General features: G+C 46.8%; 10 protein-coding genes and 1 pseudogene. 7 read left to right on the top strand and 4 right to left on the bottom strand.

From position 1 onward, the window contains the following. Positions 1-90 precede the first annotated feature (90 nt). Positions 91-816, bottom strand: a complete 726-nt coding sequence (locus QZT80_RS11730; protein WP_295121945.1) for a superoxide dismutase — start codon at positions 814-816, stop codon at positions 91-93. A gap of 770 nt (positions 817-1,586) precedes the next feature. Here QZT80_RS11730 and QZT80_RS11725 point away from each other — a divergent pair. The 7 genes from QZT80_RS11725 to QZT80_RS11695 all read left to right on the top strand — a co-directional run bounded on the left by QZT80_RS11725 (position 1,587) and on the right by QZT80_RS11695 (position 10,402). Beyond that, entirely contained in the window at positions 1,587-2,684 is a 1,098-nt protein-coding gene (locus tag QZT80_RS11725; protein WP_295121944.1) for a ThiF family adenylyltransferase, read from the top strand. A gap of 34 nt (positions 2,685-2,718) precedes the next feature. Further along, positions 2,719-3,468: a hypothetical protein gene (locus QZT80_RS11720; RefSeq protein WP_295121942.1), complete on the top strand. Its 750-nt coding sequence runs from the start codon at positions 2,719-2,721 to the stop codon at positions 3,466-3,468. Positions 3,469-3,575: 107 nt separating this feature from the next. Beyond that, complete coding sequence (locus QZT80_RS11715; RefSeq protein ID WP_295121940.1) at positions 3,576-5,741, top strand: 7TM diverse intracellular signaling domain-containing protein; 2,166 nt, start codon at positions 3,576-3,578, stop codon at positions 5,739-5,741. 8 nt (positions 5,742-5,749) lie between these two features. Then, a complete protein-coding gene (locus tag QZT80_RS11710; RefSeq protein ID WP_295121938.1) occupies positions 5,750-6,847 on the top strand; it encodes a hybrid sensor histidine kinase/response regulator in 1,098 nt (365 codons plus the stop codon). Beyond that, positions 6,831-7,250 (top strand): response regulator, encoded by a 420-nt coding sequence (locus QZT80_RS11705; RefSeq protein WP_295121936.1) that lies wholly within the window; start codon positions 6,831-6,833, stop codon positions 7,248-7,250. Before QZT80_RS11710 ends, QZT80_RS11705 begins: the two co-directional genes overlap by 17 nt. A 432-nt stretch (positions 7,251-7,682) precedes the next feature. After that, positions 7,683-7,856 (top strand): hypothetical protein, encoded by a 174-nt coding sequence (locus QZT80_RS11700; protein ID WP_295121934.1) that lies wholly within the window; start codon positions 7,683-7,685, stop codon positions 7,854-7,856. A 236-nt stretch (positions 7,857-8,092) separates the two neighbouring features. Beyond that, the gene (locus QZT80_RS11695) at positions 8,093-10,402 is read left to right on the top strand and encodes a GH92 family glycosyl hydrolase (RefSeq protein ID WP_295121932.1); all 2,310 of its coding nucleotides are present in this window, start codon (positions 8,093-8,095) and stop codon (positions 10,400-10,402) included. A 545-nt stretch (positions 10,403-10,947) separates the two neighbouring features. On the opposite strand, the pseudogene QZT80_RS11690 reads toward QZT80_RS11695, so the two are convergent. The 3 genes and pseudogenes from QZT80_RS11690 to QZT80_RS11680 form a co-directional block, all read right to left on the bottom strand. Beyond that, positions 10,948-13,248 (bottom strand): annotated as a pseudogene (locus QZT80_RS11690) (GH92 family glycosyl hydrolase); the annotation flags it as partial. 95 nt (positions 13,249-13,343) lie between these two features. Continuing rightward, the gene (locus QZT80_RS11685; RefSeq protein ID WP_295121930.1) at positions 13,344-14,966 is read right to left on the bottom strand and encodes a RagB/SusD family nutrient uptake outer membrane protein; all 1,623 of its coding nucleotides are present in this window, start codon (positions 14,964-14,966) and stop codon (positions 13,344-13,346) included. A gap of 19 nt (positions 14,967-14,985) precedes the next feature. After that, positions 14,986-17,931: a SusC/RagA family TonB-linked outer membrane protein gene (locus QZT80_RS11680; RefSeq protein WP_295121928.1), complete on the bottom strand. Its 2,946-nt coding sequence runs from the start codon at positions 17,929-17,931 to the stop codon at positions 14,986-14,988. Between the last annotated feature and the right edge of the window lie 368 nt (positions 17,932-18,299).

The raw sequence follows: 18,299 nt of genomic DNA, 5'->3' as shown, positions 1-18,299 counted from the left end.
AAACTGCCCCCTGCTACGGGCGCCTTTGAAAATAGATTTCACGCAAGGGCGCTTCGCAGCAGGGGGCAATTCTTTTTTTAGAGGATGGGCTTATTTAATTGCCGCCTCATAACGTTTTTCCACTTCTTTCCAGTTTACCACGTTCCAGAAAGCACTAATATAGTCAGGGCGTTTGTTCTGGTATTTAAGGTAGTACGCATGTTCCCACACGTCGAGACCCAGTATAGGCGTACCTGTTTCCTTCACGATCTGCGTCATCAAAGGGTTATCCTGGTTAGGGGTAGAAGTTACCGCCAGTGTTTTATCCTTTTTTACGATAAGCCAGGCCCAACCGGAGCCGAACTGGTTTTTGGCCGCGTCGTTGAATTTCTTCTGAAACTCTTCCCAGGGAGCAACAGTGGCTTCTATGGCTTTTGCCAGTTTGGCCGAAGGCGATGATTTTTCGCCACCCAGCACCGTCCAGAACAGGCTGTGGTTATAGTGACCGCCGGCATTATTACGGATCGCCTTATCTTTTTCTGTAACCCTGGCCAGTATTTCGCTGAGGCTGAGAGAGGCGAAAGCGGTACCAGGCAGGGCATCATTGAGGTTCTTTACATAGGCGGCGTGGTGTTTTCCGTGGTGGATCTCCATCGTCATTTTATCTATGCTGGGCTCCAGTGCAGATACACTGTAAGGTAACTCGGGCAATGTAAATGGCGCCTTGGGGTCGGCCAATACTGCACTTTCAGATGAACTGGCAAATAAACCCTTCGGGTTTACCACAGCAGCCGCACCGGCTATACCCGCCAGTTTCAGGAATTCTCTTTTATCCATGTTAAAGCATATTATTATTACAAATCTAATCGATCGGCCTAATCTATGTGCAAATTTTACACCAATCCTCCTAATCTCATCATAAATTATTAATAATAAAATACGCTAAGATTTGCACCATTCTGATGTTATTCTAATAAATATGGCACCTATGATAGAATTATATAGTTTAATTTGAAATTAATTGCTATTTTACTTTTCATTCTTGTGTAGCAGTTAGTATTTAATCGATTTTAGCAATGAAGCTATTTGTCCCTGGTGAAGCATACTACTTAACCCTTAGTAGTAGTGCACTTGTTAGTTGTTTCAGCTGTTTTAGCCATTTCTTGCCTGAGCAGCAGGCTGCGAGATTTTGTCGTTCACATGTGTTGAAACCTGGTAATCGCTTTCCCCCGGGCATTAAGTAACCTTTCGTTTGTATACTCCTCCAGTGATTGTTAAGACTGATTTTGCTCTTATTAATTAAAACAACAACAACAACAGCTATTAGCGGCCAAGGCGGCTGGTAGCAGTCAATTTCTTAGTAAAATCAGCTTCCAGGCAGGTTTTATAAACCAGTGTTCCGCCGAAACACGATAGAAACGGTTCAGATATTACATATTAATATTTGCGTCGATTTATTTTTTTATCGTAAATGGCGGCCGGAATGAAGCGGGTAAGCGAAAAGAGTAATAGTTTTGGGATCTGGAGAGCAGTACCTATACCCATACTAAGAAGAAGACACCTGAGCATAAATTATTAATAAGATAAATGAGCCGAGAGGCAGCAAGATGATCCAGAACCGAGTCGACAGAGACAAACAGCAATTACTTAATTACAACCCGGAGTTTTACCGGTTGGCGAACGCTTCCGAAAAACAGGCGCTTGTTGCTTTGCTGGAGCAGCATGAGCATATCAAAGTATATGATGAACTGGACATCCAGTTAAAAGAACTGGTAAAGATCCAGCACCCAACCAAGAAATTAAGTTCCGAAGAAATCAATGACCTGGCCGCCGCCCACCTTGGCAGCGCGCCGGCAGAAGAATATGGCGTTTGGGTATACTTCCCCTGGTCGGCAAGGGTGGTGCATATTGTGGATGAAGCAGAATTCATTGAACTGCGTACTGCCAGGAATATGCAAAAGATCACCAAAGAGGAGCGCGATTTGCTGGCTAAAAAGAAGATTGGCGTAATTGGCCTTTCTGTTGGGCAATCCATAGCATTAACACTGGTAATGGAACGCATCTGTGGGGAACTGCGGCTGGCGGACTTCGATGCCCTGGAACTGTCAAATATGAACCGCATCCGTACAGGGATTTACAACCTGAATGTTCCCAAAGTGATTATTGCCGCCCGGGAAATCGTAGAATTAGATCCTTTTATTAAAGTACGTTGTTATACAGACGGTGCTACGGAAGAAAATCTCGACGACTTCCTTACAGGTGGCGGACAGTTGGATACGCTGATAGAAGAGTGTGACGGTATAGACATAAAAATCATCAGCCGCATACGCGCAAAGGCATTAAAAATGCCGGTGGTTATGGAGATGAACGACAGGGGTATGCTGGATATTGAACGGTACGACCTGGTTCCCGATTACCCGATGATGCACGGGTTAATACCCGATATCGATATAAAAACATTGAAAAACCTGACAAATGAAGAAAAAGTACCCATACTTGGACCCATGGTAGACATGCACAACATGTCGCCCAGGATGAAAATGTCGCTCGGAGAAATAGGAAAAACCATCACCACATGGCCCCAACTGGCCTCTTCTGTCGTTTTAGGTGGGGCAATGGTAACAGACACTGTGAGAAGAATACTACTCGGCCAGCTAACTACTTCGGGCAGGTATTATGTGGATTTTGAACAGTTGATCAAATAACGTCTTGCGCATAAATAATTAAACGAGCAAACCAATGAGTGTCACGATCAATGTAAGAGCTTTTATTGCGCCAGAAGATCCGGAAGCGTGTATGCGTTTCTATGAAGGGCATAGCAAGCTGCTGGAAATACATTTTGGCATCGCCAAAATTACTTCTGGTAATGTAGACTGGCTCCAGCACAGGAACACCATCGTGGTGATAGTAGAGGATGAAACCGGGGAAAAAACCTACGGTGGCGCCCGTGTGCAACTGGCAGACGGTGTAATGCCCCTCCCCATCGAAACCGCCATCGGCAAATACGATCCCAAGATTTATACAGATGTGCATAAAGGCAGCGCAGAGATTTGCGGCATGTGGAACTCGAAAGAGGTAGCCGGTATGGGCATAGGCAGCCTGATTTTATCAAGGGTATGCGTAGCATTGATGACGCAACTGCCGGTAGACAGGGTACACGTACTTTGCGCTCCCATTACTACCCGCATGGCGCGAAGGGTGGGCGCTAAAATCGACACATCGCTGGGTAATGAGGGCACTTTTTACTATCCTAAAGATGACTTTATTGCCACTGCCATGGTGATAGACGATATTACAATTCTGGAAAGCGCCGACGAATCTGAGAAAAACCTGATACGCGAATTGCGCAGGCAACCTAACCAAACAAGAACAGAAACAGGCCCCAAAGGTATATTCGAAGTAAGCTATTTGCTGCATGTAGACTACATTCCGGAAGATGATGCAGCACTGAACGTAGAGGACGAACTGGAAGAAAAAAAGGATTCTTAAGCCCCAAGGCCCTCTTATTAATGCCAACGACTGCCAATATTGTTTACAATACTGGCAGAAATCCATAATTTACAGCTGTCTAAAATTTCGTTCCTATCCTTTTAAAGATGCAAATGCGCTTTTTCTTCTTACTGATCATACTGGTATTTACCGGCGGAGCATCCCGGGCAGGCGGCCCTATCGTATATAGCGATGAAGCAAAACTGATGCACATCGGTAAATCGCTGGAGCTGTATGTAGATAAAACGAACAAGCTTACCGTTGAACAGGTGCAGGACCAGGTGTTCAAACCTTCAGAACAGGATGTGCCTAACCTCATGATTACTCCCTACACTCACTGGGCGAGGTTCTCCATCACCAATCATTCCAAAACGGAAAAGCTGCAACTGGAAATAGAATATCCTACCATAGATGAAATTACACTTTACGAACAGCAACCCGGCGACCAGTTTACCTCCCTGCAGTTAGGTTCGATGAAGCGTTACGACCTGCGTCCCATCGATCATCAGAACTATATCTTCCCCCTGCAGATAAAACCTGGTGAAACAAAACACTTTTACCTTTCCGTTAGAGCCGATGAACAGGCACAATTGCCTATCTACCTCTCTACCGAAACCTATATCAACGAAAAAAACAGTCAGCGTAACTTTATATTCGGCATATACATAGGCATTATCCTGGTAATGGCCTTTTATAACCTGTTTATTTACCTTACCACCCGCGACAGCAGTTACCTGGTATACGTAGCGTACATAATCTGCGTAGGTCTTACCCAGGCTTCACAACAGGGTTATACCTTCCGGTTCCTGTACCCGGATAATGTGTGGCTGGTGAAGCACGATACGGTGTTCATTCCTATCCTCAATGGTATTACCGCAGCCTTGTTCATACAATCGTTCCTCCACTCGAAGGAACGTTATCCGCTGGGACATAAAATGCTGCATGTTGTTACGATCTTCTACCTGCTTTGCTTCATCCCAATGTTCCTGGACGCCTACATGGTGGCACAGGTATGGGTGCAGGTGGTAGCCATGAGTGGCGCGCTGATAGCAATTTTCGTAGGTATCGTGGTGAACCGCACCGGTTTTACACCTGCCAGGTACTTCCTCATTGCCTGGGGCATTTTCCTTACCAGTGTAATGATTTTCGTGATGCGCAACTTCAACTTCCTGCCCTATAACGACTTTACCTATTATGCGTTGCAGGTAGGTTCTGCTGCCGAGGTAACATTACTTTCCTTTGCGCTGGCCAACAAGATCAATATTTACAGGAAGGAGAAAGATGCCTCCGCTGCGCTGGCCCTGCAGGTTTCGCAGGAGAACGAGCAGCTGGTAAGAGAGCAAAACGTAGTGCTGGAAGCCAAAGTGCAGGAACGCACCGAGGAATTACAGTCCAGCAATAAAGAACTGAACAAAGTACTCAGCAACCTCAAATCGGCCCAAACACAGCTGGTAGAGGCCGAGAAAATGGCTTCCCTGGGTCAGTTAACCGCAGGTATCGCCCATGAGATCAACAATCCTATCAACTTCGTTACGTCCAATATCAAGCCATTGAAACTGGACTTTGCGGATATAAAAATGCTACTGCGTAAGTACGAAGAGATAGAAACCATATCGCCAGACAAATTCCCCCAGCAATTGCAGGAAATACAGCGGTTCAAGCAGGAAATTGACATCGAGTACGTGCATAACGAGATCGAATCACTGATTACCGGTATTGAAGACGGCGCATCCCGTACAGCCGAGATCGTGAGAGGCCTGCGTACGTTTAGCCGTCTCGATGAAAGTGACCTCAAGTCGGTAGACCTGCACGAGGGACTCAATTCGACCCTGGTACTGCTTCGTAATACTATTCCCCAGCACATTAATATTATACGCGACTACGGGGAGCTGCCCAAGGTGGAATGTTATGCCGGTAAACTGAACCAGGTATTCCTCAACATCATCAATAACGCCCTCAACGCTATAAAAATGAAACCCGAGCAGGGCGATGAGTCACTCACCATCTCCACCAGGCTTCATAAAGACGCTAACCAGGTGAGTGTGAGCATAAAAGACTCCGGTATAGGTATGACCGATAAGGTGAAAGAAAAGATCTTCGACCCGTTTTTTACCACCAAAGATGTGGGAGAAGGCACTGGGCTTGGACTTTCCATTGTTTTTAGCATTATCGAGAAGCATCATGGAAAGATTTTGGTTGAGTCTGCACCGGGTAAAGGAGCAGAATTTATTATATATTTACCTTTAAATATCTCGAACCATTCGTCTCAATAAACCCTTAGATGAAAAACAACCGGATCAGAATACTCTATATTGACGATGAGGTTCATAACCTGAATGCCTTTATGGCAAGCTTCCGCAGGAACTATGAGATTTACATCGCTAATTCTGCCCAGGAAGGAAAACAGGTGTTGAAAGGGATAGACGTTCACATCATCATTGCAGACCAGAAGATGCCCAATACAACGGGTGTGGAATTTTTTAATGAGATCAAGAACGTACTGCCCGACCCCATCCGCATACTGCTCACAGGCTATACCGATGTTGAAGACATTATAGATGCCATCAACAAAGGTCATATTTACTCGTACATTAAAAAGCCCTGGGATGAACAGGAGCTGCATCGTACCATTAATAACGCCTACGAGATACACGCTGCACGTAAACAACTGAAAGAGAAGATTATAGAGCTGGAAAAAACAAACGACGAACTGAACAGGTTCATTTATTCCACGTCGCACGACCTCCGCTCCCCCCTGATGTCTGTTCTGGGCATCATCAACCTTTCCCGCCTCGATAACAGTGTTACCGACCCCAATGGGTACATGAACATGATTGAGATGTGCGTAACGCGGCTGGACGGGTTTATCCAGAAAATCATTGAATATTACCGCAACTCACGCCTTGAACTTGAGTTTGAAAGGATAGACTTTAATAACCTGATAAGGGATTGTACCGATACTTTCCACCACCAAAACACCTCTATCAACTTTAATGTAGAGGTCGACCAGCCGGTGGAGTTTAAGGGCGATACCTTCAGGATCAGCGTAATCCTGAACAACCTCATATCTAACGCTGTTAAGTATCAGAAGCCCGAGGAAGAACACCCTACCGTGAACCTCATCGTAAAAGTGGAGCCCCACAAGGCTACCATCCGGATCGAAGACAATGGCATTGGCATTCTGAGCGAACACCTGAACAATATCTTCAAAATGTTCTTCAGGTCTAAAAACAACAATAAACCCGGCAGTGGCATTGGGCTTTATATTGTAAAAGAAGCGCTAACCAAAATTGGTGGTACCATTACGGTAGATTCACGTTTTGGAGAAGGTACCCAATTTGAAATAACCATTCCTAACAGAAATGAATTCGATTCCTGACCTCCGCGTTATCCTTATTGATGATAACGACATCGATTTGTTGCTGCACGAAAAGTTAATATCTCTCCAGCAGCTTAGCCGCACGGTGCTCTCGTTCAGCAATGCGAACAAGGCGCTGGAATTCCTGTCGTCCAACATCTCCCTGCCCCATATTCCGCCTACGGTTATCCTGCTGGATATCCAGATGCCGGAGATGGACGGGTTCGAGTTCTTACGCTCGTTTGATACGTATCCCCAAAAAATTAAATCCCAATGCTCTATCATCATGGTATCATCTTCGCTCGATTTTGGCGATATAAGCCGTACAAATGCAAATCCCCTGGTGGTAAGATTGCTGAAAAAACCCCTGCAATCGAAAGAACTTAAAGATGTGATCGAAAGTATTTTTAAAGACAGAGACTGATCTCAACAACTACAGTTACCACTACCACTCATTTTTCCCCTTAATTGCCTTAAACAGCCTTTTTCAGGCTGATGAGGATGTTAATGCTTTATCCCGCACTACCTGCAGAGTATTGATAACCAATACAATAGCGATAGTTGTATATCGCCGCTATATCCCATTTCGTTTTTTCGTTTTGCAACTGGTTAATAATGAGCGATATAGACGACCTACATACACACTTTGTATATCGCCGCCGTATCGTTTCTATATCGCCGCTATATCGTTTCTATATCGTTTCACCTTCCACGTACCTGTCACCTGCCTTCCATCCTCCTTCCATGTTATATCAAAATGGCACTAACATCTTATAAAGCCCATAAACCCTACCAATGTTATAGATTAAATGAAATTCCTTATATTTGCAGTAAGAACGAATTAAAAAGGTGCAGTATGAATATTCACAACATCAGGCAGAACTTTACACAGAACGGTCCGGCAATCATTATACTGCTGGTGTTAGGGCTTTTACTGCTGTCGCTTTCTTTCAGGAAGCAGGCAAAAGGCTTTAGTAAGGGAGATACACAACAAACCGAACTGTTGCCGCAGCCGGCCAAACAGAGTTAGCCAATTTAACCAGTCATTATATACGATCCTGCCCGGGGCTTAGGCCTGGGGCAGGATTTCTTTTTTTGATGATATGTTAACCTCCCCGCTGTACTATTTTGCTTCCGGGGGCTCCAAAATAAAAAAAATGAAACCCTTATTGCTATTGATGCTAAACCGGTTTAACTTAGAGGGCAGCAACAGCTAAATCAACCTTATTAAAAAAATACCCTTTTTTGTTAAAATCTACTGCCAGCATGAGAAAACAACTTTTCTGCTTACTGCTCCTGACACAGGCAGCTACTTATTCGGCGAATGCGCAAACGGGCGAAAAGCTGGTTTCTTACGTAAACCCGATTATTGGTACCCAGAAGATGGGCCACGTTTACCCGGGTGCCACCGTACCTTTTGGTGCCATACAATTGAGCCCGGACACAGATACGATCCCTTACGAAATGGACGGGAAGTATAATCCGGATGTATACCGCTATTGCGCCGGTTACCAGTACGACGATAAAACTATTACCGGTTTTAGTCATACGCACTTTAGCGGTACGGGCCACTCCGACCTCGGCGATTTCCTGATCATGCCCACCACCGGTGCCCTGCAGTTAAACCCGGGCACTGCCAGCGATCCTAAAAGCGGCTACCGTTCTGCCTTTTCGCACGCCAATGAGGTAGCGCAGCCCGGTTACTACAAAGTAAAGCTCGACGACCATGATATACAGGCCGAACTCACTGCCAGCAACCGCGTAGGTTTCCATCAATACACCTTTCACAAATCGAATGATGCCCACATCATCCTCGACTTTATGGCGGGCATTTATAACTATGAGAACAAAAATGTATGGACGTACGTTCGCGTTGTAAACGATACGCTGATTACCGGCTTTCGCCAAACGAACGGCTGGGCCCGTACGCGCACCGTGTATTTCGCCATGACCTTTTCCAAACCTATTAAGGAATACGGCCACCGCAGTTATACCAGCGATGTGTACCGCGGCTTCTGGCGCAAGTTCGACGTTACCAAAAACTTCCCTGAAATGGCGGGCAGGCAATTACGTGCCTGGTTTAATTTCGATACGCAGGAAGGGGAAAAGGTGAAGATCAAATTTGCTATTTCACCTGTAAGCCAGGAAGGTGCCATGGCTAACATGCAGGCGGAAATACCTCACTGGGATTTTGAAAAGGCGAAGGCTGATGCGCAGGAGCTTTGGGAAAAAGAACTCAGCAAAATCACCATCCGCACCAATAACCAGGCTGAGAAACAAAACTTTTATACCGCAGTATATCACACCTTCCTCGGCCCCACTACTTACATGGATGCCGATGGCAGCTACCGCGGGTTGGATATGAACGTGCATAAAGCGAACGGGTTTACCAATTACACCACCTTCTCCCTTTGGGACACTTATCGTGCCCTGCACCCGTTCTTCAACGTAGTGCAGCCCAAACGTAATGCCGATATGGTACAGTCAATGATGGCGCATTTTGACCAGAGCGTGCAGAAAATGCTGCCGGTATGGTCGCACTATGCCAACGAAAACTGGTGTATGATCGGTTATCACAGCGTATCGGTAATTGCCGACGCCGTGGTAAAAGGTAATGCGCCTTTCGACGCCAATAAAGCGCTGGACGCCTGCGTGGCCACCGCCCGTTACAAAAAATACGACGGACTGGAATACTACATGCAAATGGGCTATGTTCCTGAAGATAAAAACGGCTCCTCGGTGTCTAAAACCCTGGAGTATGCCTACGACGACTGGGCCATTGCACAAATGGCCAAAAAGCTGGGCAAAACGGCTATTTACGAAGAATTCATTAAACGCAGTGGTTACTGGCGTAACGTGTACGATGCTTCCACCGGCTTTATGCGCCCCCGCCTGAGCGACGGCACTTTCCGGAAAGACTTCGATGCACTTAAAACCCACGGCCAGGGTTTTATTGAAGGCAATGCCTGGAATTACAGCCTGTACGTTCCGCAATACCCGGCCGAGATGATAGCGCTCATGGGTGGTAAAAAACAATTCGCCATCCACCTCGATTCGCTGTTTACCATGCACCTGCCCGACGAGTTTTTTGCCGAAACAGAAGATATTACCCGCGATGGCATTATTGGCAACTATGTACACGGTAACGAACCTTCGCACCACACGGCTTACCTCTACAACTATACGACCGAACCCTGGAAAACCCAGGAGCGCGTACGAATGATATTGAAAAAGATGTACCGTCCCACCCCGGATGGCCTGGGCGGCAACGACGACTGCGGACAGATGAGTGCCTGGTACATTTTTACCACACTCGGCTTTTATCCAATAGCGCCCGGCTCCGACGAATACTCGCTGGGCAGCCCGGCGATAGATGGCGCCACCGTACAACTGGAAAATGGTAAAACCTTTACGGTGGAAGCTAAGAACCAGAGCGACAAAAACGTATACGTACAAAAGGTGGAACTGAACGGTAAAGTGCTTACCAAAGCCAGCATCACCCACAGCGATATTATGAACGGCGGCAAACTTACCTTCTATATGAGTGGTAAGCCCAACAAGCAACTATTTCTGTAAAAACCATACTTTTTAAAGCCCACACAGCCCGTCCCGCTAAGGGGCGGGCTTTCTCATTTCCCGCCGTTAAAATAACATCATAACACCTCCTCCCGTTGTATACCCATCCTATATCGATCCTTTATCGATCCTATATCCGTTTCGGCTGAAACCCTTGCTGGTGCAGGCGGCTATTATAGGATGGATATAGGATCGATATACCTTCGATAGAAGAATGCGCTATGGTAGCGGGTTGCATAAGATCTGTAGAGAGGAACGGTGGTAAGGTAATAAAGCGGGTACGGTACAATATTGCCTAAAAATCGCCGGGTAGTATTACGAAAACTGAAGGGAGTGACACAACGGCGGCTGAATGTAGTTCCTTCCGCTGGTCCCCAAATTAAAAGTACTTACACTTAATATCCCTGAAAAGTACAATGATGCAAAGTTGGCTGAAAATAAACGAAGCCTCCTAGACAGGAGGCTTCAGAATGTTTATTGTGATCTATGTTCCAAGAAGAACAACTTTGCGTTCCGGCCTTATCTGCCGGGACTATAATGAGTTTTTACTTTCGGATGGTAAAGGTAGAAAAAGAATATGGATAAGCCGCCTCTGAAGTCCCTTTTTGTTTATTCGGCGTATTAGCCATTTTCAGGTCGAGATTACCGCCTTTTTGGATGTCGGTGTGGTTTATCCAGTTTTTATCATACGCCTTTCCGTTTAAAGTGGCAGCCTGCACATAAAAGTTGGTTTCACTATTATTGGGGGCGTTGATGATAAATTTCTTACCGTCCTGTAAAGTTACCGTTAGTTTTTTGAACAATGGCGTGCCGAGTACATATTGCTGGGTGCCGGGCGTTACGGGATAAAAACCCATAGCCGAAAACACGTACCAGGCCGAAGTTTGACCATTATCTTCGTCGCCGCAGTAACCGTCGGGGGTAGCGCGGTACAATTTGTTCATTGACTCGCGGATCCAGTATTGCGATTTCCAGGGCTGGCCGGCGTAATTATACAGGTACAGCATGTGCTGGATAGGCTGGTTACCGTGAGCGTACTGGCCCATGTTCATGATCTGCATTTCGCGGATCTCGTGAATTACACCACCATAGTAGCTTTCATCGAACACTGGCGGCATATTGAACACAGAGTCCAGCATTTGCGCGAAACCTGCTTTACCGCCCATTTTTTCCGACAAACCGGCAATGTCCTGGAACACGCTCCACGTATAGTGCCAGCTGTTACCTTCGGTAAATGCATCGCCCCATTTGAAGGGATTGAAAGGCGTCTGGAACTTACCGTCCGCATTTTTACCTCGCATCAGTTTAGTTTCCGGGTCGAACAGGTTTTTCCAGTTCTGACTACGTTTTTTAAAGCGCTCTATTTCTTCTGCAGGGCGTTTCAGCGCAATTGCAAGCTGGTAAATCGTGAAATCGTCGAACGAATATTCAAGCGTACGGGCAGCGTTTTCGTTGATCTTAACATCGTAAGGCACATAACCCAGTTCGTTGTAGTATTTAACACCTTTACGGCCAACTGCAGTAAGCGGGCCTTCATTTTCGGTGTTTTTTAAGATGGCTTCGTACAGCGTGTTGATATCGTAACCTCGGATGCCCTTGAGGTAAGAATCGGCAATAACGGCGGCACTGTTAGAGCCGATCATTACGTTGCGTAAACCGGGGCTGGCCCATTCGGGCAACCAGCCACCCTCTTTATACCCGTTTGCGAGCCCTTCCATCATGTGACTGTTCAGCTCCGGGTACATGAGTGTCAGGAACGGGAACAGGGCACGGAAGGTATCCCAAAAGCCCGTATCGGTGAACATATAACCAGGCAATACCTGGCCGTTGTACGGACTGTAGTGCATCACTTTGCCAGCGGCGTCTATTTCGTAGAATTTACGCGGGAACTGGAGTGTGCGGTAAAGGCAGGAGTAGAAAGTACGCACCTGGTCGATAGTGCCCCCTTCTACCGCGAGGCGGCTCAGCTCTTTGTTCCAGGCAGCTTTGGCAGCCTGTTTGGTAGCTTCGAAGTTAGCCGCCGCAAGTTCCTGTTTCAGGTTTAATTCCGCCTGTTCAAAACTGATGAAAGAAGACGCCACTTTCAGGTTTACCTGTTCGCCTTTCTTCGTTTTAAAACCAACGATAGCACCCGCGTGATCGGCCTTCAGTTCCAGTGTATCACCCGCAATTCTTTTACCGTTCCAGGTTTTGGACAGGGCAAAAGGTTTATCGGAATAGATAACGAAAAAGTTCTTGAAGTTCGCGGGAACACCGCCGCTATTACGGGTGGTGTAGCCAATGATCTTATTTTCGGAGGGAATTACTTTAATGTACGAGCCTCTGTTATACGCATCTACCACAATGAAAGCACTGTCGGTAGCGGGATAGGTAAAGCGGAAACGGGCCGCCCTTTCCGTGGGTGTAATTTCCGTTGTTACATCGGCATCGGCGAGGTACACGCTATAGTAGTAGGGTTTGGCTACTTCTGCTTTGTGAGAGAACCAACTGGCCCTGGCATCTTCATCAAAATTCATTTTACCTGTAACCGGCATAATGGCAAACTGGCCATAGTCGTTCATCCAGGGCGACGGTTGGTGCGTTTGTTTAAACCCACGGATCTTATCGGCCGAGTATTGGTACGTCCACCCGTTACCCATGGTATTGGTTTGGGGTGTCCAGAAGTTCATACCCCATGGCAAAGCAATTACCGGGTAGGTATTCCCGTTAGAGAGCGATGGTTTAGAATCTGTGCCCATTAAGGGATTGATCCATTCAACCGGGTCTGTTACTTTAGTCACTTCCTGGGCTTGCGCACTCATAACACCCATTGATAAGAGCAGCCATCCGAATTTTTTCATACTAGTTGTTTTCTCTTTGTTTGGTTAAAAACAGATAACACCGCGGCCATGGCACGAGGCCCCGGCGCGCGGTGTTTTTTTATTTTCGTTCATTCATTTACTTATTGTCCGTACCCGGTGTTCTGCCCCAGGTTTGGATTGAGCGCTCTTTGATTCTGTGGGATCGGGAAGAGGTTCCATTTGGCATCCGTAGAGGCCGGGTGATCCCACCAGGTGTTGGTGGTAAACTTGCCAAAACGGATAAGGTCCTGGCGGCGCTTCCCTTCAAAGATAAACTCTCTTCCCCGTTCTGCCAATAGCTCATCCAAAGTAAGTGTACCTGCATCGTAAGCTTCCGTAGCCCAGTCTTCTACAGCAAACGCGCGTTTTCGTACATCGTTTACCAGTGTTACAGCTTCGGCATTAGCGGTGTTGCCATTGTTGCGCATAATCGCTTCGGCTTTCCAGAGGTAGATGTCGGCGAGGCGGTACAGTACAAAGTCGTTACCCCAGTAGTTCACTTCATCTGTTACATCACCCGGCACATATTTCGCGAAACGCGCACCGCTGTTCTCCTCTCCTCTCGTCATACCACCTTCTCCTGTTTCTCCTTCGGAATTGCGCCTGATCTCTTTTACGAACACCAGTGGTTTGCCGTTATATTCCTCAGTGCCCTGTACCGGCGCGCCGGTAGCTTTGTTTAACTGCGGGCCAATCAGCATCCAGCCGGTTTTGCGCAGGTCTTTGTCCTCAAAGGCATCGTAGGCCGTTGGAATGACAACTATACCATTGTTACCGTCGCGATCTACGTTGTAAATCTGTCGTTGGCGGTAGTGCCAGAAGTCGCCATTCCAGCCGAAGTTAAAGTCGCCTGCCCTTAAATCATATGCAATCTGAAAAAGGTTTTCAGTAGAAAGATGGTTTGTATTGTTGAATGGTTTATAGATATCCGCCTCCAGTTTAGGTGCGCTTCCGCTTAGAGCGCCACCTTCGCCGGCTATGATACGGTTGCACACAGCGATACAGTCGTCGTAACGTTTAGTACCTGTCCATACTTCAGCATTGATATACATTTCAGCGAGCATGGAAAGGGCCGTGGCTTTGGTAACACGACCTACCATTTCGGGGCGCAGTACTTCCAGTGAATCATAGTTATCGAGTATCTCTTTTTCGATGAAGGCAAATACTTCGGGCCTTTCCTGTGAAACAGGATTAAAGTTCACGTTGGGTTCTGTGGAAACAGGCAGTTTGCCGAACAGGTCCATCAGTTTCAGGTAATGCCAGGCGCGCAACACTTTTGTTTCTGCCAGCAATGTACCTTTCTCTGCTTCGGTCATACCTATCTTTGTAAAGTCTTGTGCCGACAAGTCTTTGAGGGTATTGTTACAGAAACCCATGCCAGAGTACATCAGCCTCCAGGCGTTTTCTATCGTACCTTCCAGCGGCACCCAGGCATGGTGGTGCAGGCGGATCCAGTCGCCACCATCGTAACCGTGGCGACCTTTCTGCGGCCAGGCCAACTGATCGGCCGATAGTTCGCTCAAACGCCAGTAACCGTTTTGTCCGGTAGGTGCGGCCCATGCGTTGGCATGCGTAAAAGGTCTTGTTACCGCCGCTAACACCTCGCTGCGGTTATGGTAAAAATTATCTGCGTTGATGCGGCTGTACAGGTTTTCATCGAGGTTTGTACAGGCGGCGAGGCCTGTTGCTGCAGCTATACAACCAAATATAAATAGCTTCTTCATACGTAGTTCTCTTTAATTGTTAGAATCCGATATTCAATCCCACTGTGTAAGATCTTGTGCGTGGATAAAATCCGCGGTTGTCTATACTGGTGGTCAAACCATTATCTTCCAGCTCGGGATCGAGGCCGCTGTATTTGGTCATAGTGGCTACGTTACGGCCCGAAGCGTACAGGCGGAGGTTAGTGATGTACTTGGTTTTGAGTTTGAAGTTGTAGCCCAGTGTAATGTTATCCAGTTTTACGAAACCACCTTTCTCGAGGTAATAATCAGAATACTGAGGATCATCTTTCAGACCGCCGTTTTTACCGATGGCGCTTTCGAGTACGTTGTTCGGCAGCCATTTAAGGTTACCAAAGTACAGGTCCTGCAGGTTCAGTATCTGGTAGTCAAACTTACCACGGAAGAACAGCGTGAGGTCGAAGTTTTTATACTTCACCGTATTACTCCACGACGCCAGGAATTTAGGAATACCATTACCAATTACAGAATAGTCTTCGGCCGTAATCTGATCTGCACCAACTTTGTTACCATCTTTATCATAGAACAGCCAGGAGCTGTCCGAATCGAAGCCTGCAAAACGTTTGCCGTAGAAGTTACCGAGTGGCTGACCTTCTTCTACACGAATAGCATTACCCAGGGCACCCGGGGAAGGCAGTGATCCGTATTCGAAATAAGTAGCTTTAAACTGTGAGTTGGACAGTGATTCCAGTTTACCGGTCTGGTAAGTAAAAGTAACATCAGTGCTCCAGGTAAAGTCTTTGGTAGCCACCGGTGTAGCGCTTACTACCAGTTCAATACCTCTATTAGAAATAGCACCTACGTTGGTAAACAACTGGTCGTGGATGTAAGGCGGCTGTTGGGCTCTGTATTGTGCAAGCAGGTCAACGGTTTTGCGATTGTACAAATCGAGTGACCCTGTAATCCTGTTATTAAGGAAGCCGTAATCAATACCTAAGTTCCATTCTTTCTTCTGCTCCCATTTCAGATCGGGGTTGGGGTTAACGGAAGGACCATATGTTTGTGTCCAGGTGCCATCCTGCAGGTATTGACCACCTGTACTAAGCGTGATGAGGGAGCCATAGTTGGCCACACCATCCTGGCGACCGGTAACACCGTAACCTAAACGCAGTTTCAGGTTGTTGATCGTATTGTTGTTAGCCAGGAAGTCTTCTTTTGTAAGCACCCAACCTACCGAAGCAGCGGGAAATGTACCCCATTTGTGGTTAGCACCAAAGCGGGACGAACCTTCGCGGCGCACCACCACCTGCGCCAGGTACTTTTGTTTATAAGAATAACTTAACCTGCCGAAAAAGGCCACCAGTGTGTTATCCTCCTTAATAGACCCAATGCCCGGACGTTTAAGCGCGTTGTTAGTAATTGCATTACCTGCACCGAGGTTCCAGTCAAGGAACGCATCGGTAAGGAAACCATTATTATTTACGTTAAAACCTTCGGTAGTGAAGTACTGATAGCTGTAACCCGCGAGCGCCGTAAAGCTGTGATCTTCCGCGATGGTCGTGCTATAATCGAGCACACTCTCAAAAGTTTTATTAAAGTCCAGTTGATTTGATTTAGATGCATAACCACCGCCGTTATAATCCACCTGCGACGAGCGGGAGTCCTTATACCGGTAAGCACGATCGTTCCAACTGTTGCGGATGATAGCGCCCGATGCGGATAATTTCAAACCTTTATACAGATCGAGTGTAAACTTCACATCGCCCGAAAATGTTTGCTGATCTCTTTGTGAAATTTCCTGCGTGAGCCTGGCAAGCGGGTTGTAGTTATTAAATGCGTTTGTTTCCAGGTAGCTGCCATCCTCATTGAAAATAGGCGCTGTAGGGTTACGCTGTACGGCCTGTTCAAAGTCGCCTGCGCTGCCACCCAGCAGGTTAGCTTTATTGAGGTTCGCGGCAACGTTCATCTGCATCGTCAGTTTTCCCTGTAAACCCGTTTGGTTCACATTTACGCGGCCACCATATTGTCTGCGGCTATTTTGGATAGAGATGCCGTTTTGGTCGTTGTAATATAGCGAGGCGCGGTAGTTGCTGTTGGCTGTACCGCCAGAGGCGGAGAAGTTATGGTACTGGCTCAGGTTATCTTCATCGAGCAACAGGTCATACATTTTTATTCTGCCACCAAGATCCGTAGTGCCGGGCAGTTTCAGGTACTGTTCTGCGCTCAGCATGTTCGGCTTTTGCGCTACGGCATCACGTTGCAGGTAGGTTGAATAAGAATAGGTAGGCTCGCCCGCTTTACCTCTTTTAGTAGTGATGAGGATCACACCATTACTGGCCCGCGTACCGTAAATAGCAGCAGCGGAACCATCTTTCAGCACATCAAACGATGCGATATCGTCCTGCTGAATGAGATCGAGGTTGCCCCCGGGCACACCATCGATTACAATAAGTGGCTGTAAACCTGCTACGAGTGTACTTGCACCACGAAGCTGCACCGACACACTACCGTTTGGGTTATTACCACCAGCACGCGTAATGCTCAAACCTGCCACTTTACCCTGTACAAGATCAAGCGGATTACGTGAGCCGCCCTGGTTAAAGTCTTCCGGTTTTACCGTGGCTACAGAGGAAGTAACTTCTGCCTGCTTCTGGGTTCCATAACCGATTACCACCACATCTTTCAATGCTTTTACCGAGGCACCGAGTTTCACATTCAGCGGCTCTCCGGTAATGGCTACTTCCTTATTTTCATAGCCGATTATTGAAAAGATAAGCGTAGTGGCCGTGGGCGGCGCTTCCAGCTTAAACGACCCATCCGGGCCAGTTTGACCTCCAGCGGTAGTTCCTTTTATTTGTACGGTTACACCCGGAAGTGGCGAACCATCTTTGGCGTCTGTTACCTTACCGGTAACCTGCCTGTTTTGCGCGAAAACGTGAAAGGATAACAGCATCAACAGAAAGCTCTGTAATGCCACCCGCATAAGAAGCGTGGATTTCTTCTCCATGTTTTTAAATGATTTAGAATGTTGAAAATTCTTTTGCACCGGCGACCGCTCCAAATCTTAACAGGCATGGATCGTCCGGGTCGTGCAAGTGTTTTGCATAACCGGTCCAAAAAGATATGTTCCTTAAAATGTGCGTGCGTTTCTGGTCTTTCTTACTTACTACATTATCACTGGTTTTTCTAGTTGTTTTACAGGTTAAGAAAATATAAGTCCGCACCTGCGTTGTGGCGCGGCGTAAAATGAGTTAAAATCGGATTAAACACTCTGTGACAGCGGATTACAGGACTATATAGCTAAATCGGTTTTGCTATACTGGCTAAAAAAAAGATCCTGTAGAATCTTCTGAAGTGTTTGTTTTAAATTTTGGG

This window comes from uncultured Chitinophaga sp., assembly GCF_902168175.1.
Lineage (GTDB): Bacteria > Bacteroidota > Bacteroidia > Chitinophagales > Chitinophagaceae > Chitinophaga.
Note: the sequence above shows the minus strand (reverse complement) of the source record. Positions and strands in the feature narration are given on the sequence as shown.